The sequence below is a fragment of the Vreelandella populi genome (assembly GCF_003989825.1).
Taxonomy (GTDB): Bacteria; Pseudomonadota; Gammaproteobacteria; order Pseudomonadales; family Halomonadaceae; genus Vreelandella; species Vreelandella populi.
The window spans coordinates 241572-266954 of sequence record NZ_RZHE01000012.1; the positions used below are offsets into that span (position 1 = coordinate 241572).

Annotated in this window: 25 protein-coding genes, 1 tRNA gene and 1 pseudogene; 13 read left to right on the forward strand and 14 right to left on the reverse strand. The window is 48.4% G+C overall.

Annotation, left to right across the window (positions count from 1 at the left end; all coding sequences use genetic code 11):
• The first annotated feature begins 19 nt into the window (after positions 1-19).
• The 3 genes from rpsA to ELY25_RS13365 all read left to right on the forward strand — a co-directional run bounded on the left by rpsA (position 20) and on the right by ELY25_RS13365 (position 3631).
• The gene (rpsA, locus tag ELY25_RS13355) at positions 20-1699 is read left to right on the forward strand and encodes a 30S ribosomal protein S1 (protein ID WP_126951758.1); all 1680 of its coding nucleotides are present in this window, start codon (positions 20-22) and stop codon (positions 1697-1699) included.
• A gap of 289 nt (positions 1700-1988) precedes the next feature.
• On the forward strand, positions 1989-2366 hold the full coding sequence (locus ELY25_RS13360) for a histone-like nucleoid-structuring protein, MvaT/MvaU family (RefSeq protein WP_126951759.1): 378 nt from the start codon (positions 1989-1991) through the stop codon (positions 2364-2366).
• A gap of 926 nt (positions 2367-3292) precedes the next feature.
• Positions 3293-3631 carry a hypothetical protein gene (locus ELY25_RS13365; RefSeq protein ID WP_126951760.1) on the forward strand — a complete coding sequence of 113 codons (339 nt, stop codon included), beginning with the start codon at positions 3293-3295 and terminating at the stop codon, positions 3629-3631.
• A gap of 6 nt (positions 3632-3637) precedes the next feature.
• Here ELY25_RS13365 and ELY25_RS13370 read toward each other — a convergent pair whose 3' ends face one another.
• The 6 genes from ELY25_RS13370 to pilB form a co-directional block, all read right to left on the reverse strand.
• Complete coding sequence (locus tag ELY25_RS13370) at positions 3638-4516, reverse strand: DNA replication terminus site-binding protein (RefSeq protein WP_126951761.1); 879 nt, start codon at positions 4514-4516, stop codon at positions 3638-3640.
• A gap of 21 nt (positions 4517-4537) precedes the next feature.
• Positions 4538-4771, reverse strand: coding sequence for a DNA gyrase inhibitor YacG (gene yacG, locus ELY25_RS13375; protein ID WP_126951762.1), 234 nt, complete (start codon positions 4769-4771; stop codon positions 4538-4540).
• Positions 4772-4798: 27 nt separating this feature from the next.
• Positions 4799-5389 carry a dephospho-CoA kinase gene (gene coaE / locus ELY25_RS13380; protein ID WP_126951763.1) on the reverse strand — a complete coding sequence of 197 codons (591 nt, stop codon included), beginning with the start codon at positions 5387-5389 and terminating at the stop codon, positions 4799-4801.
• 119 nt (positions 5390-5508) lie between these two features.
• Positions 5509-6351 (reverse strand): prepilin peptidase, encoded by an 843-nt coding sequence (locus ELY25_RS13385; RefSeq protein ID WP_126951764.1) that lies wholly within the window; start codon positions 6349-6351, stop codon positions 5509-5511.
• 17 nt (positions 6352-6368) lie between these two features.
• Positions 6369-7601 carry a type II secretion system F family protein gene (locus ELY25_RS13390; protein WP_126951765.1) on the reverse strand — a complete coding sequence of 411 codons (1233 nt, stop codon included), beginning with the start codon at positions 7599-7601 and terminating at the stop codon, positions 6369-6371.
• A gap of 2 nt (positions 7602-7603) precedes the next feature.
• Positions 7604-9298 (reverse strand): type IV-A pilus assembly ATPase PilB, encoded by a 1695-nt coding sequence (pilB, locus tag ELY25_RS13395; RefSeq protein ID WP_126951766.1) that lies wholly within the window; start codon positions 9296-9298, stop codon positions 7604-7606.
• Between the two features lie 279 nt (positions 9299-9577).
• On the opposite strand from pilB, the gene ELY25_RS18145 reads away from it, so the two are divergent.
• From ELY25_RS18145 to ELY25_RS13420, 5 genes are all read left to right on the forward strand, one after another.
• The gene (locus tag ELY25_RS18145; RefSeq protein WP_126951767.1) at positions 9578-9964 is read left to right on the forward strand and encodes a type IV pilin protein; all 387 of its coding nucleotides are present in this window, start codon (positions 9578-9580) and stop codon (positions 9962-9964) included.
• A 117-nt stretch (positions 9965-10081) separates the two neighbouring features.
• A complete protein-coding gene (locus tag ELY25_RS13405; RefSeq protein WP_185856274.1) occupies positions 10082-10525 on the forward strand; it encodes an anti-virulence regulator CigR family protein in 444 nt (147 codons plus the stop codon).
• Positions 10526-10624: 99 nt separating this feature from the next.
• Positions 10625-11434 carry an inositol monophosphatase family protein gene (locus tag ELY25_RS13410; RefSeq protein WP_422822383.1) on the forward strand — a complete coding sequence of 270 codons (810 nt, stop codon included), beginning with the start codon at positions 10625-10627 and terminating at the stop codon, positions 11432-11434.
• 131 nt (positions 11435-11565) lie between these two features.
• Positions 11566-11642: transfer RNA gene (locus tag ELY25_RS13415), tRNA-Pro, on the forward strand.
• Between the two features lie 382 nt (positions 11643-12024).
• A complete protein-coding gene (locus ELY25_RS13420; RefSeq protein ID WP_221885504.1) occupies positions 12025-12321 on the forward strand; it encodes a hypothetical protein in 297 nt (98 codons plus the stop codon).
• A 149-nt stretch (positions 12322-12470) separates the two neighbouring features.
• Here the strand turns inward: ELY25_RS13420 and ELY25_RS18045 are convergent, their stop codons facing one another.
• Together ELY25_RS18045 and ELY25_RS18050 are read right to left on the reverse strand one after the other, a co-directional pair.
• The gene (locus ELY25_RS18045) at positions 12471-12725 is read right to left on the reverse strand and encodes a hypothetical protein (RefSeq protein ID WP_236995738.1); all 255 of its coding nucleotides are present in this window, start codon (positions 12723-12725) and stop codon (positions 12471-12473) included.
• Positions 12726-12741: 16 nt separating this feature from the next.
• The gene (locus ELY25_RS18050; RefSeq protein ID WP_335808207.1) at positions 12742-12969 is read right to left on the reverse strand and encodes an opioid growth factor receptor-related protein; all 228 of its coding nucleotides are present in this window, start codon (positions 12967-12969) and stop codon (positions 12742-12744) included.
• Positions 12970-13264: 295 nt separating this feature from the next.
• Here ELY25_RS18050 and tnpA point away from each other — a divergent pair.
• Positions 13265-13628: pseudogene (tnpA, locus tag ELY25_RS13430) on the forward strand (IS200/IS605 family transposase).
• A gap of 58 nt (positions 13629-13686) precedes the next feature.
• Here the strand turns inward: tnpA and ELY25_RS13435 are convergent.
• Positions 13687-14346: an SGNH/GDSL hydrolase family protein gene (locus ELY25_RS13435; RefSeq protein ID WP_221885505.1), complete on the reverse strand. Its 660-nt coding sequence runs from the start codon at positions 14344-14346 to the stop codon at positions 13687-13689.
• 313 nt (positions 14347-14659) lie between these two features.
• Between ELY25_RS13435 and ELY25_RS13440 the strand changes: the two genes are divergently transcribed.
• Positions 14660-16765 carry a TRAP transporter permease gene (locus tag ELY25_RS13440; protein ID WP_126951770.1) on the forward strand — a complete coding sequence of 702 codons (2106 nt, stop codon included), beginning with the start codon at positions 14660-14662 and terminating at the stop codon, positions 16763-16765.
• Positions 16766-16805: 40 nt separating this feature from the next.
• On the forward strand, positions 16806-17780 hold the full coding sequence (locus tag ELY25_RS13445; RefSeq protein WP_126951771.1) for a TAXI family TRAP transporter solute-binding subunit: 975 nt from the start codon (positions 16806-16808) through the stop codon (positions 17778-17780).
• A 19-nt stretch (positions 17781-17799) separates the two neighbouring features.
• On the opposite strand, the gene ELY25_RS13450 is transcribed toward ELY25_RS13445, so the two are convergent.
• From ELY25_RS13450 to ELY25_RS13470, 5 genes are all read right to left on the reverse strand, one after another.
• Entirely contained in the window at positions 17800-18801 is a 1002-nt protein-coding gene (locus ELY25_RS13450) for a LacI family DNA-binding transcriptional regulator (protein ID WP_126951772.1), read from the reverse strand.
• 319 nt (positions 18802-19120) lie between these two features.
• Positions 19121-19639, reverse strand: coding sequence for an opioid growth factor receptor-related protein (locus ELY25_RS13455; RefSeq protein WP_126951773.1), 519 nt, complete (start codon positions 19637-19639; stop codon positions 19121-19123).
• Positions 19632-20678 (reverse strand): helix-turn-helix transcriptional regulator, encoded by a 1047-nt coding sequence (locus ELY25_RS13460; RefSeq protein WP_126951774.1) that lies wholly within the window; start codon positions 20676-20678, stop codon positions 19632-19634. The genes ELY25_RS13455 and ELY25_RS13460 overlap by 8 nt, the downstream gene beginning before the upstream one ends.
• Before the next feature lie 37 nt (positions 20679-20715).
• Positions 20716-21339: a DUF2201 family putative metallopeptidase gene (locus ELY25_RS13465; RefSeq protein WP_126951775.1), complete on the reverse strand. Its 624-nt coding sequence runs from the start codon at positions 21337-21339 to the stop codon at positions 20716-20718.
• 565 nt (positions 21340-21904) lie between these two features.
• Entirely contained in the window at positions 21905-23143 is a 1239-nt protein-coding gene (locus ELY25_RS13470) for a PcfJ domain-containing protein (protein ID WP_126951776.1), read from the reverse strand.
• 134 nt (positions 23144-23277) lie between these two features.
• Between ELY25_RS13470 and ELY25_RS13475 the strand changes: the two genes are divergently transcribed.
• The gene (locus ELY25_RS13475; protein WP_126951777.1) at positions 23278-24009 is read left to right on the forward strand and encodes an SIR2 family NAD-dependent protein deacylase; all 732 of its coding nucleotides are present in this window, start codon (positions 23278-23280) and stop codon (positions 24007-24009) included.
• A gap of 41 nt (positions 24010-24050) precedes the next feature.
• On the forward strand, positions 24051-25286 hold the full coding sequence (locus tag ELY25_RS13480) for a PDDEXK-like family protein (RefSeq protein ID WP_126951778.1): 1236 nt from the start codon (positions 24051-24053) through the stop codon (positions 25284-25286).
• Positions 25287-25383 lie beyond the last annotated feature (97 nt).

The following is a 25383-nucleotide window of genomic DNA, read 5'->3' on the forward strand; positions in this document are numbered from 1 at the left end:
GTAATTACGTAGGAACACCATGAGCGAAAGCTTTGCTGAGCTGTTTGAACAGTCTCTTAACGACATCAACATGGAGCCGGGCGCTATTGTTGCGGCTCAAGTTGTCGACATTGACGGTGACTGGGTTACTGTCAACGCTGGCCTGAAATCTGAAGGTCAAATCCCGGCCTCTCAATTCCGTGATGAGAACGGCGAACTGAACATTGCTATTGGCGATGACGTTCACGTTGCTCTTGAAGCGGTTGAAGATGGTTTCGGTGAGACTCGTCTGTCTCGTGAAAAAGCCAAGCGCGCTGAAGCTTGGAAGATTCTTGAAGCAGCCTTCGAGAAAGACGAAATCATCAAGGGCGTTATCAACGGTAAGGTTAAAGGCGGCTTCACTGTCGAAGTTGACTCTATCCGTGCGTTCCTGCCGGGTTCTCTGGTTGATGTTCGTCCAGTTCGCGATACCGCGCACCTGGAAAACAAAGAGCTGGACTTTAAAGTCATCAAGCTCGATCCGAAGCGCAACAACGTGGTTGTTTCACGTCGTGCGGTTCTGGAAGCAGAGAACAGTGCCGAGCGCGAAGCGCTGCTGGCCACTCTGCAAGAAGGCCAGCAGATCAAAGGTATCGTTAAGAACCTGACAGACTACGGCGCTTTCGTAGACCTGGGCGGTGTTGACGGCCTGCTTCACATCACCGACATGGCGTGGAAGCGCATCAAGCATCCGTCTGAAATCGTTGCTGTTGGTGACGAGATCAATGTCAAGGTGCTGAAGTTTGACCGTGAGCGCAATCGCGTATCACTGGGTCTCAAGCAGCTGGGCGAAGATCCGTGGGTCAACATCAAAGAGCGTTACCCGGAAGGCATGAAAGTACACGCAGTCGTCACTAATCTGACTGACTACGGCTGCTTTGCTGAGCTTGAAGAAGGCGTTGAAGGCTTGGTTCACGTTTCTGAAATGGACTGGACCAACAAAAATATCCACCCGTCTAAAGTTGTCCAAGTGGGCGACGATGTTGACGTCATGGTGCTGGATATCGACGAAGAGCGTCGTCGTATTTCTCTGGGTATCAAGCAGTGTACTGCTAACCCATGGGAAACATTCAATGCTGAGTACAACAAGGGCGATCGCGTTTCAGGTACCATTAAGTCAATCACTGACTTCGGTATCTTTATCGGCCTTGAAGGCGGCATCGACGGTCTGGTTCACCTGTCCGACATTTCCTGGACAGAAACCGGTGAAGAAGCCGTTCGTAACTTCAAGAAGGGCGACGAAGCAGAAGCGGTTATTCTCTCTATTGATCCCGAGCGTGAGCGTATCTCACTGGGCATCAAGCAGATGGATTCCGACCCGGTTGCTGAATACTTGTCTGTAAACGACAAGGGCAGCATCGTTACTGGTCGTATTATTGAAGTTGACGCAAAAGAAGCTCAGGTTGAGCTGGCAACTGACGTTATCGCTATTCTTAAAGCGTCAGAAATCAGTGCTGACCGTATCGAAGACGCACGTAACGTGCTGAACGAAGGCGACAGCGTTGAAGCGCGTATCGTAAGCGTTGATCGTAAGAGCCGTCAGATTAGCCTTTCCATTAAAGCGAAAGAGCAAGACGATACTCGTCAGAATCTGAAGAAACTGCGCGATCAGGAGCCTGAAGCAGCAGGTGGTCCGACCACTATCGGTGACTTGATTAAGCAGCAGATGGGCCAAGACTAATTTATTAGTCGCTGGTTCTATCAAGCGCCGCCCTAAGGGGCGGCGTTTTTTTGCTTTTAAATTAGCTGGTTTAGCAGAGGGATCCTATAAATTTTCCCTTAACCAACAATTAAAACTTTTTAAATACTAATTAAACAGTTAAAAAATTATTAGTAATTAAAGGAAAGTTCACTAGACTATTGTCAATGAGTGTTTTTAAAGTAATAATAGCCAAGCATCCTGAACTAATGGATATTGTGTTGGTCAGTGCAGTATCTAGTAGATAAATTTGAAGTATAAGGACTCCCCCATGTCACTTCTAAACGAATATATTCAAAAAGAGCAACAGCTTAAGCAGTTGCAAGAAGACTTGCAGCGGCTTGAAGGCGACCAGCGGTTAAAAAGCGAATTAGAGTTCAAGGCAAAACTTGAAGCGCTGATGAATGAGTTTGGTAAGCGTGCTGCTGATGTTATTGCGCTGCTGGACCCAGCTAACGATCAGCGCAGCGCTAAACCAGCTGTTAGCAACAATGCTAACCGCCGTAAGCGTCGTCTTAAGGTTTATAAAAATCCGCATACCGGTGAAGTCATTGAAACTCGCGGTGGTAATCATAAAGGCCTGCGTAGCTGGAAAGATGAACACGGTGATGAAAAAGTTGAATCCTGGCTGGAAAGCATGGAAGACTAAGTAGTATCTATCGGCATTTCATTTTGAAGTGCCGATTTTCTTATAGCGTTGTTTAAATTCTTTAAGCTGTATAATCGGCTAGTCGTTGCAAGCAATATATTTGAGAATCATTTCAAGTAACGGTATTGTTCCTAGGTTTTGAAAAAAATCATAGCTTTCATGTGCGACATAAAGTAATCGAGCTCGGATTGAAACTACTGACGGACGTATACTCGTTGGAAAGCAGATCATCAAGTTGATTTTGTGTCTGAGCTGGTATTGGATTTTATCCAATATGACTAGCTTTCAATCCCCTAAAACGACTGGATGATACGGAACAGTCTTTCAGAGCCGATGGCAGGATGAATGGCCCGATATAAGGTGTTCTGCTGGTAGATGCATCTTCATTTCGGTTTGTTCTGCCAGATGGCACTACGGCTTGCATTAAGCGACTTTTTTCATAGAAAATAAGGCATATCTGATTTGTATGCTACGCTATGATTAAACATGCATACTCCAGCCTGATAGCTGAACTATCTTTCGTTGTGAAGCGTTCAGAATGGTTCCTAGTCTAGCAGCTCGGCTGAAGCGAAACCTGCACCATGCTTTTCGTTGGACGTTGGGAAGGTGCCATCATGTACTGTCTCTCGTTCGTACGCTGTAAGACAGCTTACAGCACACTATGTTTGTAACGGTAAGCGTTCTGTACGGCTGGTCAGGTTGGCAATATTAAAAGATGTTATTGAGAGTACCCTAAGGGGAAAGGTATTTCTTTTCTTACAGTATTTGGCCTCTTATGTGATCACTGAGCCAGCTTACTTGTTAGCGATAGCATACCCTATGAAAAATTGATTAGTGCGTTTTACGCGTTTGGATACAGTTTGTGGAAAAAATACCTGATGCTCAGGTGCTTCGACCATTTCAAGTAAGGTGTAAATGAAACATCAATGAAATATCACAAAGCTCCAAAACAGTTGGATGAGCGTGAAAAACTGCGTAAGTTTCGTGAACTAGATGATGCGTTTGCGCAAGCATTACGCCAGTTGGAAGACCCTAATAGTGATTTTGACATTCCCACGGGTCCGCCTGTACGTTCATTAGCCGCGTTAGAAGAAGAAGATGCTACAGAGCGTTTGCAGGTAAGAGAGCGCTTGTTTGAAACCCGGTTGAAAGAACTGATGCGTGAATATGGCCAATCGGGTCAGGCAGTATGTGAGCTAATTGCAACTCTCTTATCCTATGATCTATGGCCGGAAGATAAGCCACCCTCTATTTCTGCGCCTTAAATCATTCTATCCATCTTTGTAACGGTAAATACGCAGACTAGGTAGGAATGGGTCCTGCTCAAGCTTTTCATCGCGCCTTTTTGCTCGCGTTCGCTCTGTTGGGGGATGCAACGGCGGCAGGTTGACATGCGGAAGTCGCTGCTCGGGTGCATGAACAAATAGCGGCATGGCAATATTAAGCGCGCGCCGGGTATGACCATCTTCTAATGGTTCGGTAAAAAAAAGGTTTGCGCGCATCAATGGGGCTTGAGCCTGTACTTGTGCCAAGGTTTCGCTGCTAGGCAGGCCCGCAAGTTTACGTAGCTGGATGCGTACGTGCGCCGCCTCCGTATCAAGCTGCATCAGTTTCTGTTCTGCTTCTTGGACACTAAGCCGCTTGATGGAGCGGCCGCTGCTGTACCAAGCGAGTCGTATACGTGACACAGGTGCTTCGGCAATCGGTATGTGTCGCCAGCACTGCTTTAAATGAAGTCTTGCAAATCCGCTTTGCCGCAATACGTCATCCACATAAGGATGGCGTTTGGGAAGGCGCTGCTTGATATCACTAAGCGCTTTAGGCGAAAGGTTCTTTATTTTTTGGATTAGCTCACTAATGCGCGTCTTCGCTTGGTTGATAGTGTCAATTGATTCAATCAACGCCTCATCGGCTGCGATAATACCTACGTAATTGCGCGTTTCTCGTCCATCTTGACCCTCCTGATGCCACATATCGAGCAACGCTTTTCTTAACCAGTCCGTGTCAACAATCGGCTGATGGAAAACCCATGTGGGCGGCATTTGTCGCTCGTAAAGGGTAAGCGAAGCTTCAATAGTGGCAATAAGATGGTCAAAACGATCATCAAGTTCATATAGCAAGCGGTAGGCAGTTACGTCGGTGTCAGACATAATTATCGTTTATCCCTCATGTTATGAGAGGGGCGCATCTTTATCAGCTTGCGCCAGCAGTGTTTCTAGATCGGCTTCATCCATGGCCGATTCGCCAGCAATACGGTGTGACTCTTCTGCCCAAGCGCCAAAATCAATTAATTGGCAGCGCTTGCTGCAAAATGGACGGTACGTACTTTCGGGCCCCCAGATAACTGTATTGCCGCACTGAGGGCAGTTGACTTCGAGTGGTGCATCGTTGGCAGAGTGAGACATAAACATTCCTAAATAGAATAGTAAAACTCAACATGTTCGATAATAGCTGTCCAGGCGCTCAACCTGGCGCAGCATATGGGCATGGGCGCCACTGTTATCAATCACATCGTCGGCTTTAGCCAAACGCTGATCACGAGGGAGTTGGGCGGCCAGGATAGCGTGTACCTGTTCGTTGCTCACATTGTCACGGGCAAGCGTACGGGATAATTGGATATGGACTGGTACATCGACCACGAGTGATCGATCGACCAGAGCATTCTGCCCTGATTCAAAAAGAAGGGGGGAAACGAGTAAGACATAGGGCGAACACTGAGATAGGTGCGATAACTGCTTTATTATCCGCTCTCTGATTTTCGGGTGAGTAACGGATTCAAGCCATAAACGTTTAGTTGGATCGGCAAAAACAAGTGCACGTAGTGCTGCTCTATCAAGCGTGCCGTCAGTTTTCGTAACGCCTTCGCCAAAGTAATCGATAATAGCTTTTAACGCAGGCTCGCCAGGCTCAACTATCTCACGGGCAACAATATCAGCATCTACCCAACTGACCCCTAACGTTTCAAAAGCATGCGCAACGGTTGATTTGCCTGAGCCGATACCACCTGTTAAGCCAATGATCATAGTAGCCCTTCATTACTTACTTTAGCACCTCATTTTACGCGCTTTTAACACAAAAGTCGGTCCTGACTGCCTTATAAAGGTTAAGTAAAAGCGTTTAAACAGCATACTTCAATCCCATATCACGTGTGTGAAAGGTAGAAAGCCACAAGCTCATTGCCGATGAGCAGGCATAACCAGCCCGCGATTGCCAGAAATGGCCCAAATGGCAGGGGAGCGCCACGCAAGCGGGGTAACAACGCCTGAGCAAGAATACCGATTATGGCACCCAGGCCCGCTGATATTAGTAAAAGTAAGGGTAGGAAGCTCCAGCCAAGCCAGGCGCCCAAGGCGGCTAGAAGCTTGAAATCCCCATAGCCCATGCCTTCTTTACCCGTCAGTAATTTATACAGCCAATAAACGCTCCAAAGTAGTAAGTAGCCGCCCATCGCGCCGATAACGGCATTTGAAAGCATGTAGGGCTGAAATAATAGCTGATAGAGAAGGCCTGCCCATAATAAGGGAAGAGTGAGAATGTCGGGCAAAAGATAGGTTCGAAAATCAATAACAGCTAAAGCGAGAAGCGTCAAACAGGCTGCAAAGATAAAGAGGCTGGCTAGACTGACGCCATGGAGAAACGTAATGGCTAAAGCAAGTATGCCGCCACTCAATTCAATAAGTGGGTATTGAAAACTTATGCTGCCTTTACAGGCAGCGCAGCGGCCACGGCGTTTAAACCACCCGATGAGGGGTAGGTTGTCATGCCAGGTAATGGGGTTTTCACAACGAGGGCAAATCGAACTCGGCATCGCCAGATTGAATCGAGGCGTTGGCTCAACAGGAAGTTCCAGTGCGGTACGCGCTTCCAGGCGCCATTGATTCATCAGTATTACCGGCAGGCGGGTAATGACAACATTTAAAAAACTGCCCAGACAACATCCGACTATAAAGACGATAATAACCATATCCCACGGCGGCAACTGCATAACACTCCTTGATGCACTTAGATAACGGTGCCTAGATCAAAAATGGGAAGATACATGGAGACAACGATGCCACCTACTAAAATGCCTAATATGATGATGATCAAAGGCTCCATCAACGAAGTCAGTGCGTCAACGGCATTATCGACCTCTTCTTCATAGTACTCGGCAACGCGGTGTAGCATGGTGGCAAGAGCGCCTGCCTCTTCACCAATACTTACCATTTGCACGGTCAGGGTGGGAAAGCAGTTTGTCATTCTCATTGAAAAGTGAAGCTGCTGACCTGTTGCCACGTCTTGTCGAACTTGGCGTACTGCCTGTTCATAGACTTTATTACCGGACGATCCAGCTGCTGTATCAAGGCCATCCACTAATGGAACACCTGATGCAAATGTTGTGGCCAGCGTACGAGCAAAGCGCGCAACCGCCGCTTTATTAACAATACTGCCAATAACCGGAAGCTGTAATATGGCCTTATCTAGGCGGTAAGCCAATGCGGATGAACGGCGCACTAACCATTTAAATACCAACACCGTGGTCATTAGAATGCCCAACAGAGGCAGCCATAGTTGCTGGGCCAAGACCGATAGATTAACAATTAGCTGTGTAAGGGCTGGGAGCTCCGCACCAAAACTTTGAAACATGCTTTCAAATTGGGGGACCACTTTTATCAGCAAAAGTAGTGTGATTCCCCATCCTGTGATCAATACGGTAAATGGGTACCAAAGTGCCTTTTTTACGCGCGCCTTGAGCGATTCAACCTTTTCCTTGTATACAGCGTTACGCTCTAGCATGCTTGAAAGGGTTCCCGCTTGCTCTCCAGCCTGCACTAAATGAATAAACAGCCGATCAAAATGTTGAGGATGATGCCCTAATGCATCAGAAAAGCTTGTACCTGAAGCAACATCGTCGGCTAGTTGTTTTAGAAGGGCTACCATGGAGGGCTTCTTGAGGCTTTCTGCTACAACGTAAAGCGCTTGTAAAAGAGGAATGCCTGCGTTGATCATGGTAGCCATTTGCCGAGAAAAGATCATGATATCGGCAGATTTTATACTGCCCGAAGAGTATGAGCCGCCTTTTCTTTGAATACGGCGTACATGAATATTCTGTTTGCTTAACTCAACAATAATATCTGTCTTGCTATGGCCGATACTCTCACCGGTTAATGGTCGTGCTTGAGGTCCGATGCCTATCCACTTCCAACGGTACAAATGACGTGGGCGAGCCTTGAGTTTGTTCGTCTGCCGAGCCATGGTCACTCCTTAATCACGCGATTAATTTCCTCCAGGCTAGTCACTCCTTGCAAAACGTAATATAAACCGCTTCGCCGAAGGCTGTGGTGGCCCTCGTTTCTCGCTTGGTGTTCGAAATCGATAGCTGATTCGTTGTACATGATACGCTGTCGCATCGCCTCAGAAATGGGTACAACTTCATAGATGCCGACACGCCCTTTGTAGCCATGTGTGCATTTTCGGCAGCCAACGGAACGATATAAAGTAGCCTGCTCAATTTCATGCTTTAAAAAGCCTTCGTTGAGCAATACTTCAAAAGGGATATCGGTAGTTGCCTTACAGTAATCACATAATTTGCGGGCAAGGCGTTGTGCGATAATTAGGCTCACTGAGCTTGCAATATTAAAAGGGGATACGCCTATGTTGGAAAGGCGGGTCAATGTTTGAGCAGCTGAATTGGTATGCACGGTAGACAGTACAAGGTGACCGGTTTGGGCAGCTTTCACCGCAATTTCTGCCGTTTCTAGATCCCGTATTTCACCCACCATGACGACATCGGGGTCTTGGCGCAGAAAGGAGCGCAGGGCATTGGCAAAATCCAGCCCAATTTTAGGCAGTACGTTTACTTGGTTAATACCCGCAACCTTGATCTCAACAGGATCCTCTGCGGTACAGATATTTCGCTCTACCTTATTGAGTAATGTAATGCCCGTATACAGTGAAACAGTTTTGCCGCTACCGGTCGGCCCTGTTACCAAGATCATGCCTTGTGGTTGTTTAAGGGCTTGTTCGTAGAGCGCTTGCTGAGTCTCGGTGAAGCCTAGCTGATCAATACTTAACTGAATGGCGGCAGGATCAAGAAGGCGAAGCACTATTTTTTCACCATAAACCGTCGGGAGCGAGTTTATACGTATATCCAACGAACGATTATGGGAAAGTTTAAGCTTGATGGCACCATCCTGAGGGATGCGACGCTCAGATATATCCAGCCGCGCCATTATTTTTAATCTTGCGGCAATCTGGTTGCGCATGGATAACGGAGGCTGCGCAATTTCAATAAGAACGCCATCAATTCGAAAGCGAATTCTATACTGGTACTCATAGGGTTCGAAATGGATATCTGAAGCGCCGCGATCAATAGCGTCCAGTAAAATTTTATTTACAAACTCAACAACAGGGCCGTCCTCAACATTCTGCACACTCTCCTCAAGAGACAAGTCGTCACTATCGATGGCTGTAGTGCTGACGGTTATATCTTGAATATGATCTAGAGAAGCATATTTACCATGAGCAAGGTAACCATGCAGCGTGGCGGCGAGTTGATCCATGGGGGCCAGAACGCCTTCAATCCGCGTGACACCGGTCGCAAACTTTAGCTCTTGAAGCTGAGCAAGTAGAGATGGACAAGTAATCGCGACTGTTAGATGCCGATCATTATGTGACAATGGCAGTACATTTAATGATTTTAAAAGGCTGGCCGGAAAATTGGAAGCGGGAGGCAGTGCGTCCAGTTCAATGGCTTCCAAGTCAATCAGTGGCAAACCATATTCTTTCGCAGCAGCAGAAGCCGCCGATACAGCGCTTACCCATTGTTGTTCAACCACGTAATGCATCAATGATATATCCAGATTTTTGGCCGCGGCCTGCGCTTCACTTACCTGTTGCGGGGTTAACAGATTTAGGGTAACGAAACGAGTAGCCAGCCCTTGGGTATTCACTGCTCAACTCGCTTTCTTGAATTAAAAGCGATGCCATAAGTTACTGATATTAATTTCTTCATGGTTATATTTTTCAGTTTGAACGATGACTTATATTTTTCAGTTTGAACGATGACTTATATTTTTATACGGATAGATGTGTATCGAATTCTAAATAAAACGGTTGATTAAGTAAAATTAAATATGTATTAGTAAGAGAAGCACATACAGCGTCTAGAAAACCAGTGCTGCTAAGTTTTCCATTTCTTTGAAATTAAGGGAGGGGTTATGAGCTGTCATATGAAAATCATTAAAATCAATAGCCTGCAAGAGGGGTTTACACTCATCGAGTTAATGGTGGTGATTGCTATAGTAGGTATCTTAATGGCCGTAGCCGTACCCCAGTATGGCAACTATCTGGATAAGGCCTCTCTTAGAGCGTGTGAAGGAGAGTTGGCCTCTTACCGAAGCATGGTGCTAACGAGTAACTCATTAACACAGTCAACAGATATTACTGCCCCTGAGGGTTTTATCTTCCAGGCATGCGATCTTGATGGTGACACTAGATTGCTAGAGTTGGCCCAGGCGTTTTATGACAGCGGCGATTTTAATGCCATCAGCACGAAACGCACTAACGCCGGGAGTATAAATATTGCGAAGGGCAATATAACGCCAGCGGACTCTTAATGATGAATTACGGTAGTCGAGCGTACTGACTGATAATCATTTTATTTCCACACTCCCTCCGTATTTGCTCGCTAGACTGAAGGCTCAGCATCACAAAGGAAGCGGACAGTGAAACAGATAAATACGTTGGTTCTGGCCGGGGTCTTGGGAGCAGTCCTCGCGATCAATACTGCTTCTGCCCAGCCTGCGCATGCACCTGCCCATGGAGCGCGGGGGCATCACCATCACGATGAGCAGCATCATCGAGGCTCGCGTCATTCACGAAATGAGCGTAGCCAACAGCAAGTAGATCTGCCGCGGTTGAATGAGCGAGAGCTCTTGCGAATACTACGCCAATATAATGCGCCAGCCTCCGAGTCGTTGCCGCCCGGTATTCAACGGCAAATCGAGCGTGGTAAACCGTTGCCCCCTGGAATCGCAAAACGCTTTGACGACTCATTGATTGCTCAACTGCCTCGCTACCCTGGTTATGAGTGGGAGCGTGTCGGTGCCGATGTCGTTCTGGTTGAAGCAGCAACACGCGTAGTTATAGATATCCTTGTAGATGCTCTGCGATATTAGGTGGTAGCAAATCCTGGCCAGGCGGATACTCGTGACTTAAAAAGTCATAATATGGGACTATGCTTGCTGGTTTAAGCGCAGTATGAGAAGGAAATTAGCATGCCTACATTGCAAGAGCGTCTGTCCCTGGCTATCTCTATCGCAGAGGAGGCCGGTGAGTTAATTCGTCAGGCACGTTCGGATCAGTCATTCTCCCAGCGGTTGAAAGCAGATGATGAGCTGGTGACTGATGTGGATGTGGCCGTCGATGAATTGATACGCCAACGGTTAAATGCCCATTTCCCCGGCGAGGCGCACTTGAGCGAAGAGCTTTCGCCTGAACGAGCTCTGGATGCCGATACATCCCAGCTATGGGTGGTAGACCCTATCGACGGCACGGTTAACTTTGCCCAAGGTTTACGGCACGTTGCTGTATCTATCGGTTGGATGGAAGACGGTATTGCCAAGATAGGTGTGGTGCATGCGCCTTTCTTGCAAGAAACATTTAGTGCAGCTGAAGGGCTGGGAGCTTATTGTAATCAAAAGAGTATCGCCGCTAGTAATGTCGCCACATTAGGCGAAACCCTGGTCGGTACAGGTTTTCCCTATCAAAAGGAAGCGCGTCAGCAGCTGATGCCCCGTTTAGGAGCAGTCTTGGCTAAGTGTCGAGATGTGCGACGCAACGGCGCTGCAGCCCTTGACCTTTGCGATGTTGCATGCGGTCGACTTGGTGCCTACTACGAAACTGTTTCCCCTTGGGATTTTGTTGCTGGCTGGGTAATTGCACGTGAGGCTGGAGCTAGCGTCGGTCACTTGAGCACCGTGCCCGAAGGCGTGCCAGCCGATCTCTATCCTAAAGAATTGCTGGTTACGGCTCCTGGCGTTTATGAAGCGATGAGGCAGCTGCTACTAGATGCCGAACAGAGCTAGAAGCCTGCTGTTGCTGGAAGAGAGGGCGACGTATGGCAAATACTTGAAAAGAAAGCGCAAAAAGGGCTTTTCATTTGATCAATAAAACGCTAGTATACGCACCGTCTTGAGGCAAAAGCCGTGAAAGACATCGGAGTGTGGCGCAGCTTGGTAGCGCGTTGCAATGGGGTTGCAAAGGTCGCAGGTTCGAATCCTGTCACTCCGACCAAAAAAGACATATAAAACGGCCACTTAGCTAACTGCTAACGTGGCCGTTTTTGTTTGGTTAGATTTTAGGTAGCAAATAGGTAGCACGCGACGGAAGCAAGAAGGCACTGCTGGCAACAACTGTTTGCCTTTTTCGCCCCCCCCCGCAATCCCATCGGCAACCGCGGAACCACCTCACATGAGACGAAGAGGGCTCGGTTATAATGATTTTGTAAAACCGCGCCGCACACCTTGATGGACTAGAAGTAGTCACCCGAAATACAGACAACGCAGCCAGCCAAAAAAGTACAGCTGTTCAATTGCGAAAAAGGGTAAGTTACACCCAACAAGCTGAGAGTTCGATTGGGCAACATGACAAGGGTAAATTACTAGGAGCTCCCGTCATGCCCAAAAAGAAAAGTGAAGACATCTTGGATAACGCGTTTCGACTTTACCATCAAGGCTACAGTCCGGAACTGATTGAGTTGCCTGAGAGCGCCGTATTTCCCTCTTTGATTCCAGCGGCGCCTTCGACAGCACGTAAAAGTAGAGTCACAGGAATGCTGCTAGGAGAGCCCGCTCCACGGTTCGTGCGTCGTGGACGTAATGTCAGGTACCGACTCTCTGATGTTTTAGCTTGGCTGTCTAAAGTAGATTCGCAGCGCTCAACAGCAGAAGCTTTTTTGCAAAGAAAAAACTAAAAGTACCCGATCTTTTTCTGACCTGATCCTTCCTAAGATCAAGCCCGGCCTCTTAACGATAGCAATCCATTTTTCCGCCCGTTGAGTTTTCTCAACGGGCGGTCACGTTTGGACAATTTTAACTTCTCTATCGGCCAGTTGAAGCTGCTTTAGATCGCATCTCGCCAAAACTGCACCGGCGTTTCCGACACTACCCCATGCTGCGTGCCAATCTCGACAACGGCCCGCTGAAAAGCCCGGGCAAGTTCAGGCTGATGGCACAAGAATAGCGTACGGATCATTCGCGTAATGCGCAGATGATCATGACCGCCTGCTTTTAGCCAAATATGCGTTTGGATCGAGAGGTTGGGCTGTTCTGTGATTACGTAGTTTTCGCGTTCCAGCCCAAAAGTCCAGCATTGCATCAAGGGACCGTTGCTGTCACTGGCGTAAGGATGCTTCTCTCTCAAAATCCGCTTGCACTTCGGACGTCAGTAAAGGAGGAAAGGCGTTAAAGCGGCCCATTTCAGGGATAGGAAACAGCCACTGGATATAATCGTGAGTGTGTTCCAGCCAGAAAGAGGGGAGTCCCCACATGTCTTCGAGTCGACGCCCCTTATGATCGTGGCCTTTCCCGCAGTAAAACGCGATTAAACGCTCATTGCCCATTATGCCCCCGCGCTAACGGTTTATCGAGTCCATGTAGCACCATTTCGCGTGCGTGGCGTTCGGTAGCTGTGTCAAGCCGGGCTTCAATTTGTCCTAGTGCGCGGACATAGGTGATAGCCCGTGATGGCAATTCCTACAAATAGTTCCAGACGAAGTTCACGCTGCGAGCCATCTGGTTAAGCTGTGCAACGTGCTTGTCTCTCACTCGAACTTTTAATGTCTGGGTCTGTTTCATGGCTTTGAGTATATTTTGTCTATGGACAATAGCCACTCAATCAGAACTGGCCGGCCCTGAATTTTTGAGATTCACGCTCATCTGGTCTTTGCGACCAAGTACCGTGGCAACGTGTTCAATGACGCGCATTTAGACGCCCTTGAAACTCGGTTCAGGCAAGTGTGTCAGGATTTCGAGGCCGAGCTTAAGGAATTCAAGGGTGGAACCGGTCATGTTCACTTACGGATGAACTACCCGCCCAAGGCTGGTGCATAGCCAGAAAGATGTTTCGAGTAGGCGGATGAAGCTGCTGCACCCTGAGTTGGTACTCCCCGCTTATAGGAACAATGCGTTATGGAGTCCCAGCTACTTTGCGGGAAGTGTCGGCGGTGCGCCGCTGAGTGTTGTTAAACCGTATATTAAGCAGCAGACGAGGCCGGAATAGGGGCGCGAAGCGCCCCACGCTATTAATCTTTGCACTAGAAGTACGAGGCTTTTTCGCGTTAACTGATAATACCTAGCTCTATTTCAACCTGTTGCGCTAAAGCCAAGCCGATTGCATGAGTTGCATTTGCAGTGAGATGCACTCCATCTATAGGGTCGGCTTCGGCTACAGTCGCGGCATCGAAGAAGCTGATTTCATATTGGCTAGCGATCTGCCTGTAAAGAAGCGAAAGTCGCTTTGACTCCTCGATGCTCCTATTGCCCATAGGTGGCTTTCCATCGACCCGATTACGCAAATGAGGGGGGGATACGATCATTATTTGTGGTACTGCGTTCGACCATCGGTAAGGGTGGTGCTTAATTATCTCGATAAGCCTCATCATGCCTATCGCCGCAGCGTCGGCAGAGCCCGCGATCTCACGTTTGAGATCGTTTAGCCCTAGCATGATGATTACAAGATCCAGCGGGAAGTGGCTACTAAGCAGTATGGGAAGCACATTTGCGCCATTGCGATCAATTGGCGAGCTGAGATCATCATAAATCGTTGTTCGCCCACCTAGGCCTTCTGCGACAACGTCCCAATTTGGCCCCAGCACTTTCTGAAGAACATTGGGCCAGCGATAGTCGAATGTATGTCGGCCGTCAGTTTGCGCGTCGGTTCCCCATGTCAAACTATCACCGAATGCTAAGATTGTTTTCATCTGGCGAATACCTGTCATCTTGGCAGCTCGATATGTGGGGTGTGAGTAAGTATGCTGTATTTGCTTAGTAGGCTCGATTTTTCAATCTTTATTGAATCGCTTAAAGCCATTGAAATATAAATATTTTTTTTCATTTCAATTATTCCTTCGGCTAAATTCTGCCTTGTCCATTACGTAAGATCGTAACTTTGTGTTGACAAAATAATACACTTATTATTATTTATATGGAAACGGTTCCATATCGTAAATATTCAAACAAATGGAAGCAAGTGACTTGTTCCGGTCGTAATAAGATGTGGCCGGTCTATCTTGGTTCGAAAGGGGATGAATAATGACAAAAAGCCCACCGCCAAATGCGCTATCAGCTGAAACGGCTGAACGGTTCGAGCATGGGAGCTCGGAGCGAGTATTAATACCCAGCTGGAACCGAATATTCGTTCTATGTGGAATCGCCTATATTTGTTTCCATATTGCAGTACTTAATTTTTGGAGCCTTGATGCTTGGGTCTTCCGCGCGATACATGTGAATGCGGCTGGAGTGCTATGCGTATTACTCTACGCTGGCAGATCAGGCGCATCCCGTAAACGTCCCGGATTTTGGGATCTTTTGTTGGCCTGTGGCGCAATTTACGCGACTTTTTACATTTGGTCGGAATTGGATATGTTGCTGATGCGCACCGGCGTCATGATGACGACGGCGGATGTTGTAGTCGCTATTATCGGCATTCTAGTGGTGTTGGAAGTCACGCGGCGTAGTTCAGGGTTAGCGCTTCCTATACTGGCCTCTATTTTTATGCTGTATTGCTTTGCTGGCCCAATACTACCTGGCGTACTAAGCCATCGCGGCTATGACCTTGGGTCCGTGGCTTCCTATCTTTATTCAATGGACGGTGTCTTTGGGATAGCAACCGCTGCGGCGGCTCAATATATTGTACTGTTCGTCGTTTTTGCGGCATTTTTGCAAGTATCGGGTGCGGGCGCGTTTTTCATGAACTTCGCGTTTGGTGCAATGGGCTGGGCTCGCGGTGGAACGGCGAAGGTTGCGCTGCTCAGTTCGGCGCTTTTTGGAATGATTTCAGGCAGCTCGGTTACTAACGTCGTTGCATCGGGGACTTTTTCGATTCCGGTGATGAAGCGTGCGGGCTATCGGGCATCCAGCGCCGGCGCTATTGAGGCAGCGGCCTCAACGGGGGGGCAACTGATGCCTCCCATTATGGGAGCAGGGGCTTTTATCATGGCCGAGGTGACAGGCATACCCTACACCTCGATCATCATCGCCGCCATTATCCCGTGCTTGCTTTATTACTTAGCGCTTTATGTTCATATCGATCTTGAGGCCCAGAAAGAGGGAATACACGGTTTACCTCGCAGCGAGCTACCACAGCTAAGGCCAATGCTAAAAGATGCTTTTGTGCTGTTGCCTCTAGTAGTACTTCTTGCTCTTCTATTTTCAGGCTACTCGGTCATTGCGGCGGGAACGTGGGGTACCGCTTCGGCGATGCTCGTCATGTTTGCTCGTTCTGCAGGGCTCGATTCGCGCTTACTGTCGCTGCCGATGCTTCTGCTCTTAGTGATGTTGATCGCTGGGCCATCGCGTGTCGGGCCGAATGTGGTGGGCGGCTATACGATGGGCCTGAGTGCGATCATGCTATTTTGCACTTACGCTCTAAAAGCTCAACGGCCATCAATCACTTTTGTGCTAAATGACATGATGCGCAAGGCAGTCGAGGCATGTAGTCTCGCGACGCGGCAATCACTTCAACTTGTGGCCGTATGTGCCTGTGCCGGTATTGTGGTTGGGGTGATTGGGCTGACAGGACTAGGCGGTCGCTTTTCGGGTCTCTTGATGGGGCTTGCGGGAGAAAGCCAGCTCCTTGCCCTGTTTTTTGCCATGCTGATTGCGTTGATCCTTGGCATGGGGATGCCAACCACTGCGGCTTATGCGATTGCCGCCAGCGTGGTTGCCCCCAGCCTACAGCGGATGGGCTTGCCGCCGCTCTCCGTTCATTTTTTTATCTTTTATTTCGCGGTTGTGTCCGCCATCACTCCTCCTATTGCCCTTTCGTCCTTCGCAGGAGCTGCGCTGGCAGGAGCCAGTCCATGGGAAACCGCCTTCCGATCATTACGTTACGGTATCGCGGCATTCGTTGTGCCCTATCTCTTTATCACTCATCCAGCGATTCTAATGGACGGTTCTGTCAAAGATATTATTCAGACAGTCGCAACGGCGGGGCTGGGAGTCTGGCTGTTGGCAACCGCCAGTGAAGGTTGGTTACGTGGTCGTCTGACTCCTTGGTTCCGGGTATGTCTGGCATTCAGTGCCTTATGCCTTATCGCAGGCGACGTATTGACCGATTTAATTGGAGTAAGCATGGCACTCGCACTGGTAATGCTTCGCTTAAGGACACGGTTCGGGAAATATCCAATCCCCGAGTAAGTCGGGTTTTCACTACCAACAATCATAACGAGAGGTTCACATGTTTTATAAAATCTTTACCGGACTGGCGCTGATTACTGCAACGTCAGTGATGGCTCAAGAAGTTGATAAGTCTGACTGGCCTAGTTCTATTGTTATAGGTACAGGCTCTCCTGGCGCGACATATGCGATTTATGGGCAGGGGCTTGCATCCATCATTTCGAATCATGTCGGGGTGCCGACCTCTACCCAACAGACCCAGGGGCCATACCAAAACGTAACACTCACCCAGAACGGTAGGATCGATATTGCGCTGACGACGATGGGACCTGCATATGAAGCATGGGTTGGTGAAAGCGAGCTAGCCCCTGGGGTTCAGCACAATCGGCTCCGCGCAGTAGCACCTATGTATATCTCACCGTTTCAAATGGCGGCCCTGGCAGATTCAGGACTGAATGAACTTTCTGACCTTGAAGGGAAACGTGTGGGTTTAGGGCCGGCAGGGGGCTCAGGCGCCTATTGGACACGGTGGTTTGATAAACTCGGTATCTCTGTCAATGCTAGCTTCGGCCCCTTTGGAGACCAGATGAGTCAGCTTTCAGATCGCCGATTGGATGCTGTAGGGGCAGCACCGGGCATCCCAGCTGCTGCTTATACCGAACTGGAGACGATGGAGCCTGCTCATTTCTTTGCATTTCCCGCAGAGGCGATCGAGACTTTGGCAGAGGAATTTCCATACCTGCAGCCTGTCGTCATACCGCCTGAAACCTATCGTTCGCTGGATGGTCCGGTGAACACACTTGGTATGTGGAATTTCGTCCTAACGCACGAGGACCTGCCTGAAAGCCTTACATATGAGATTACAAAGGCTATCTTTGCGTACCATGACGACCTCGTAGCCAGCCATGGCTCAGCCAGAGAAACCTTGGCCGAAAATGTAGTCCATAATCGCTTTCTTCCGTTACATCCAGGAGCAGAGCGCTATTATACCGAGGAGGGCATTGAGCTTTCCCCGATTGAAAATGGTGCAAACTGAAGCAGTCCAGCTGCAATCACTAACGCTTTACGATACTTAAAGTAGGCCTAAAGGTCGTGGGGATTACCTCTCTGCGGCCTTCCTCCCCGTTATCACGCATGTCTAAATAACAACGGCAGGCCAGTTTGCCTATAAGCGCAACATCACGTTCGATGGTCGCTATAGGCGGAAAATGAAGTTCTCCTAGATCCACACGGTCATGCGTAATCAGGGACACGTCCTGCCCAATAACATGCCCGCATTTACGTAGAGCGGTGATCAGTGGTGCTAAATACCGGTTATGCCCTACGATTAGCGCTTCGGGTAGGGCATTAGCGCACGACATGCATACGATCTCGTCATGAACCCAATCCCCTTCCATCGAACCCATCAGGACCGTCGCTTGCATATTGTGGCAATTCATTGCGTCGGTGAAAGCACGCCCTCGGTCTCGTCCAGGACGCCCTGTCTGCGGACAAAAAAGCGCTGCTGAAGTATGGTTTGTGCTCTTCAGATAGGCCACTGCCTCGACAACGCCTGAGGCATGGTCCGTCAGCACATGGGATACGCCTGGCACACCGTGCATGAAGTCCCGCTCAAGGATGATCTTAGGAAAATTCTGGAGTTGTAGGAGATTAGTTGTGGCCACATTATCTTCGTCGGAGGGCATCAGGAACATTCCATCTACCGCACGCGAAATGAAATTCTGCACTATCTCAGCTTCCACTTCAGGCCTACCCGAAGGGCTAGCAAAAAACATTTTAATATCATGTTGCCGCAATTCATCACCCAAGGTTTTGACGACAAATGATGACAGAGCATTTGAAATATCCGGCACGATAACGCTGACGCTAGTTCCAACAGTTCCACGCATCGCCGTTGCATGAAAACTGGGCGTGAAGCCTAGTTCTTCAATAGCCGCACGAATTTTTTCTCCCGTTTCCTGCTTGACATATCCGCGTCCTGAAACGAAGCGCGATACAGTGCCCAAGCCGACGCCAGCGTGTTTAGAGACATCGCGAATTGTAATCTTACGTGCCATGTTCTCTTATCCTAGTTTGAATATGTAGGCGCAGTGAAACTATTATAATTATGTTCGCCACCACAGTTCACTCATTTATCTGCCGCGCGTTGAGTATGTTCAACGGGCAGCAGAATGTGGAGACTCTCATTGAACGAGTGATATTAATCCAGGAGAAGGGCCAGTGGGAACACGATGTGGCGTATTCACAGCAATTCATATAACACCTAGCAACACTTGAGCTTTGAAGCTGGCATTGCCATATTCATTGTTTGTTGTGACGTTATTATGGCAGTCACTTTTCATGAAAGATGAGAGAATTGATAGGTTCTATGATTTATCAAGGCTGCTTGAGAACTAAAGCTTCTTGCCAATATTGAATTGAAGTTTCTGATACAACACCTCGCAGCGTGCCAATGTCGATTACTGCCTGTTGTACTGCACGTGCCAATTCAACTTGATGACATAATGCTAACGAGCGAAGAATACGGGTAATCCGTAAATGGTTGTGGCCTCCAGCTTTAAGCCAGATATGCGTTTGGATTGATAAATCAGGTTGCGCTGTGATAGTTATGCCGTCTTGATCAAGACCGAAAAAATTCAGCATGACATCAAGTGAACGCTGCTGTTGCTGGCGTAAAAAGCTATTTTTAGCAAATGCTTCTTGTAATGGGGGCGTTAATAAAGGGGCAAATGCATTAAAACGGCCAGCCTCGGGAATGGGAAACAGCCATTGAATGTAGTCGTGAGTATGCTCTAGCCAAAATGGTGAGAATGCCCAAATGTCGTTAATCATGCGGCCCTGATGATCAGGGCTTTCGCCACGGTAGAACGCTATTAAATGTTGATCATTATCCATGGTTAACTCCTGATAAGTGTGGGTCACTATCCTCTAAATAATGTGCCAACACGCGTTCCGCAGAAGCTTTTAACTCATCTCTCCAGGTGCTGGGGGCATGAACTTTAACGTTGGCGCCCATGCCCATTAGCCACCAGAGCGTCTGCTGATCGTCAGGAACTAATGCAGTGAGCCGGTACCAGCCACTTTTGTTAGTAGGTGAAATAGATTGCTCGCTTGAAAGCGGCGTTTCTTTTAGCAACCAAGCAACTGACCGATTGATTTCGGCATCCAACGTGACATCTTTTGATCCCTGTCGGTAGCCAAAAGCACTGCTTTGAATATAAGTGTCAATATTAAATCCTGCCCGAACCTGCCAGGCAGTCTCACTGATGGCAGCATTCTTAACTCGGTGTAATGCAAATTGACGTAAATCATCAAAGCCATCTACTTGCGCTAGTAAATACGTAACGCTATGGCGACTGACTATTCCTTGCGGATGCAGAATTAGCGCTTTTTCAGTTTCGGTAGTGCGTGATAAATAATTAACATCAATAGCTTTTTGCTCTAGTAGCGCTTGAGCAACCACTTGCCATGTCGTTTCGTCCAGCTCTGCAGGAATTAGAGCTTTGCCGTTCGGAATGGCTCGAACCTTACGTGCCCACTGACTAAGCCCATTAGAAGAAAGCTCGTCCAGTAGTCGGCGTGCATCTGTGAATTGTGGAGATAATTGTCCAATTACCACAGGCGGCAAAAGCCCTTTAAGGTACTCTTCGGCAAGCACTAGCGTTAGGGCACTGGGCACATCCAGCGCTGGTAATTGGCACTGGAAGTCACGATCGAAATACCAACGATAAGGCTTTTGTGTGTCATCGCATCCTAAAGGGAAATGGGTAGATAGTTTTTCGCTAAGGTCGCGCTGGAGTGAACGCGTATCAATATGAAACCCCCGCTCAGCAAGCTTCTCTTTTAGTACTGGCGTCGAAATACTCCCAGGATAACGGGGTATTAATTGAAGCAAGGTCAAATAACGAAATGAAGTGTCACGAGCATCAGCCATGAAGAAAGAATTCCTGGCGGTAAATAAAAGCCGCATGTTAGCGCGACTCACAAAACTTAGCGACTTTATCCGGTAGAGCGGGTGATTCACGAGCAATTAGATGTGCTCGGCGTCGCCATAGGTTAGGCAAGCCCGGGCTGGGTTGAATGTCCGCTAGATGCGTCCACAAGGCGGCCGGATGAATATCTATCGTTATTTCTGTTGAGGTATTGGGATGCCCCGCTAGCCAACGATAAACATCAAATGCACTTCGGCCCAAGCATACAGGAAATATTAGTGCATCCATTGGGAGCTCTATCCCCAGTTCAAGTAGAAGTGTATTGACCTCATGGTCACAAGCTAAGTGCCAATGTTTAGGATTTTCAACCAGTGGTGCCGTTAGGTGACCTGCTACACAGTGCCAAATGAGGTGTGCATGTAAAAAGCGTCGTGCTTCAATAGATAACGATGCGCTATAGGAAGGATTGAAATAGATATGGCGGCCGTCAGTACTAGCCGTGGCTATTTTATTTTGGAAGATAGGGGTTAATGTAAAAAATTGGCTTAGCAATGCCATGATGGGCAACTTTTCTTCCCAATACGCACGATCATTTTCCCACTTCTCAACTTCATGCTGAGCGAGTCGTTTATGCGTAGCTTGATTGTGTGTATCGCGTTGCATTGCGCTGCCTCTTTAACTGTCGGAAACAGCAGGTTAAATGGCTGGTGCGACAAGACATGCCGCAAGTAAAGTTTAATAAAATTATTATTAATTTTATTAATTAAGATTTTGATAGGTAAAATATTAAGGGCTTGCGAAGGCTTGGTTTAATCGCATTGGCTCACTATGCATGCACGCGTTTAAAGCGTCATATTCGCGTGCATATGGGTATCCTCCACGCTGATAATGATGACAGCAATGTGAAAAGGGCAGGGCGAGAGCGACAGGTATCGTACAAGGGCGCTTACTCAAAATTTTTGGAAAAATGGGTAAGCGCCTAGACCAATCCCTAACCAAAGTATTTTAAGATTGAACTAATGCAATGGGAGCCTTATCGTTTCTTTGCCAATGAAAATGCTAGTAAGTAAAAGATACGAGTGGAACATTATGCTGCATTGCTTTAACCATTACCCCGCAGGCCTGATGGCTGCCAAGTTATGATAACGAGACAAATAAAAGAAACTATGAGGTTTCATAAGTTACGGTATAGCTGTGATAAATTAAACCGCGCAATGGCAAAGCCTACCTATGGCTGCTTAGCCAACCACACCTGAATAAGGTGCTGAGCTTCCGATGTGGGGATAGCGTTATGCACCCCGCGTGCTTGGCTTAACTCCCAATGTTGGCCTTGTGGCAAAATCGCAATCGTCACGGCTTCAGGTTGCTGCATGTGATAAATAGCGACTTCTCCACGTGCGATGGCGCCGCTATAACTGCCCACGCAGTGTTGCATGCGCTCTCCCTCCAAGAGCAAATCCTGCCATGAGGTGATAGCGGTAATTAATGTCGTATTTGGTAAAGGTGCCGTAGGGTAGGAGCCGTGGTGTTGCTGTAGTTTAGCAGCGCTACTTTGAGCGTTGTCTGCGGTTGTGCGAGCATTAAAACTATCAACTAACCGGTTGTGCAGTGCTTGCAAGGTGGCCGTTGAACATACGGAGTAAAGGGCTTCAGGACCAGCGGCTAACATGCGCTGGGTATCCACCAGCATCGCTTTGAGCCAAGCGCTAGCATGATGGTGGGGGCCTTGGGTTAGCGCGTCGTCGATAAGCGTCAGTAACCCCGGCCAGCGTTCGCCCTCATAGTTGGCTAAAAAGATAAGGTGTCTGGCGTGAATACAGGGTTGATGACGCAAAAACTCGCTATTGTCGGGGTTGTTTAACGCCCGTTTTAACGGAAAGAGTTCTCGTCGAATCATAGGGCCAAGCTGACAACGACGTAGCAACTTGGCGCTTGATCGCGTTGTAGGTAAACCGGCGGCTGCACATAGCGTTGATTGTCTGTGGCGAAGTAATGCCGCGAAGGTATCCGCTGACCACCTTTCTTGTGCCCCCTTTTCTACCAGCAATATGAGCAGCAGCGGCGAAGACACTGCCATGTCGAGGGCAGCGTCCAACCGGCCAACAACCTGTGCTAGTTCAATGCCTAGGAAAGGCGCCGCGTTAATAACCTTAAGAAGCGCGTCGGGCATACCCAACGTTAATGCATCGCCATGGGTATCCATTAACACCTCCCAGCTGATCCCGGGAGGCTCCAAAAATGTACCCGTTGCTAGCTGCTCACCTTCTGCCTCACTTACCCACGAAAACGGCACATCTGACTGCCATGGCGAAAGCCGCACTACCAACTGATAGCCAACGGCTGATGACAGATCAAACGAGACGCTATTATCCGCAGGTGAAATATCGGTGACCCACATGCGTCGGGCAAAGTGGTAGATCCAGGCAGCGCAGCTAGCTGCGAGTGAGTTTGTTCGCAAAGAGAGCATCAGTTAGCGTCATCCAGGTGTGATTTTAGCCGCCAAATAATAGTGGGTATGTACGACATTAAATGTCGCACAGCGCGGTTAGGCTAGCGACTGAATCCAATGCTTGGTATTAGGCGCAGCAACAAGGATGCCGTATGAAACCTGCTATTAACCCAAACAAAATCGTTGTGTTTACCGGTGCTGGTATCAGTGTTAGTAGCGGTTTAGAGGCATTTCGCGATGGCGGATTAAAGGCAGTTTCGCAGCACGAACAATTGGCTTCGCCTCATGCTTGGATAGTGCGTAGGGGGGAAGTAATAGATTATTACAACTGGCGTAGGGAGTGCGCTGGCAAGGCGCAACCTACCCCAGCTCATCTTGCCATTGCGCGGCTTGAGCAGAAGTATGAAGTTGTCGTTATCACCCAGAATGTTGACGACTTACATGAGCGCGCAGGGTCTCATAATGTCATTCATTTGCATGGTGAACTCAGAAAAGTGAGATGTTGCGGTCAGCATGAGATGATATCGGATATCGGCATCAACCCTCAGAGCATAGGTGACACTTGCCCCGATGGGCATGATATGCGACCACATGTCGTCTGGTTTGGGGAGCCGATTATGCATTACGAAGAGGCTGGTCGGCATTTTAAGACGGCAGCCAAGGTGCTGGTAATCGGTACTTCGCTGCAGGTTGACCCGGCAGCGAAGCTGCCCAAAAAGGGGCGATACAGGGCGGAAAAGCTTATCGTAAACCCTCACTTCGATGTAGCCGATAGACCCTATAGCTATCGCATTATTCATGAAGAGGCCGATAGGATTGTGCCGGATATCGTAACTGCCTGGCTTGAAGGGCAACGCTGGGGCTATGGGCGTAGTCGCGCCTGAGAATGTGTTCCTGTAAATGCGACAACTAGGATCATTGTGACATGAGTTCAACGACAAAAGCCGAAGACCTGCTGCACTTGGCGGCGCTTCTTCAGCGTCACTATGCGTGCACGCCGCGTTTTAACGTATTCACTGTATTGCATAAGCCAACGGATGAAGTCCGGTTACATTCGCGCTTTATTGCCGCTTTGCTAAATCCTCAAACGCATGAGCTGGGTGTGGAGCTGCTTAAGTGTTTCATCGACCAAGTACACATTCCGAATTTTTCCTTAGAAGGGGTGCGTGTCGTTACAGAGCAGCAGCGAATCGACATTCTGGTGACTAATACCAAGCGCCAAGCCATTCTGATTGAAAACAAGCTATTTGCCGCTGATCAGGAAAACCAGCTGGTCACGTATTATCAATCCTTACGTGCCCAAGGTTATCAAGAGGTGCATGTAGTATTCCTCTCATTGGATGGGCGCCCGCCAGCACCCCAAAGCTTGGGTGACCTTGAGCAGCTTGGTAATGCCTCCGATATGCCAGGAACTTATCAAACTGCCGCGTACGCAGGGTGTTTGCTGCCTTGGTTGGCCAAATGCGTAGAAAAATCTGTACGGCATCCTTCGCTACGCGAAAGCATCGTGCAATATCACGACTTGATCACACAGTTAACGGGACAAGACATGAACACCCATCACCTGGATACGTTGGCTGACACCTTGCTTGAGGGAGACAATCTGCTTGCAGCGCATGACATTCGTCTGGCGTTTGATGAAGCGCTGATTCGTTTACAAGCAAGAATTTGGATAGAACTCAGGGAGACGATCAGCGGGATCAGTGCTGAGATGGATCAGCACCTAGATAGCCAGCATTCAACGTGTGGCAACGTTCAAGAGCAGTGCCGAGTATTTATGCGATCTTATAAGCGTAGGTCACCCAATCGCGAGACCGTTGGCCTGTATTATAAGCTGCCTAATCTGCAAAATGCTTTTATCGCTGCTGAAGCAGAAACCAACAGTATCTATCTTGGGATTAAGTGCTCTAACGAATCAATAGAATATAAGCCGCTGTGTCAGTTATTGGACAAAGAGGGGGCAATGGCCAGTCGGAATCATCTATGGCCTGGTTATGCCTACATTCCCCAGGATTTAAATTTGCGCAACCCGTCCATTCAATCTTTGCGTACCCTAACAGACGACACGCAACTAAAAAGCTACGTTCAAGCCATGGCCGATGAGATGCTACGCCTATGGCATTTGACATCATCACTTAAGATAGGGGGTTGTGTATATTGACCACCTTGACCTTGGAAATCCCACTGCCATCAAGGCGGCTGTTTTGACGGAGTGCCTGGTAACAAAGGCGGCGCATAGCCACTTAATTTTAGAAGGG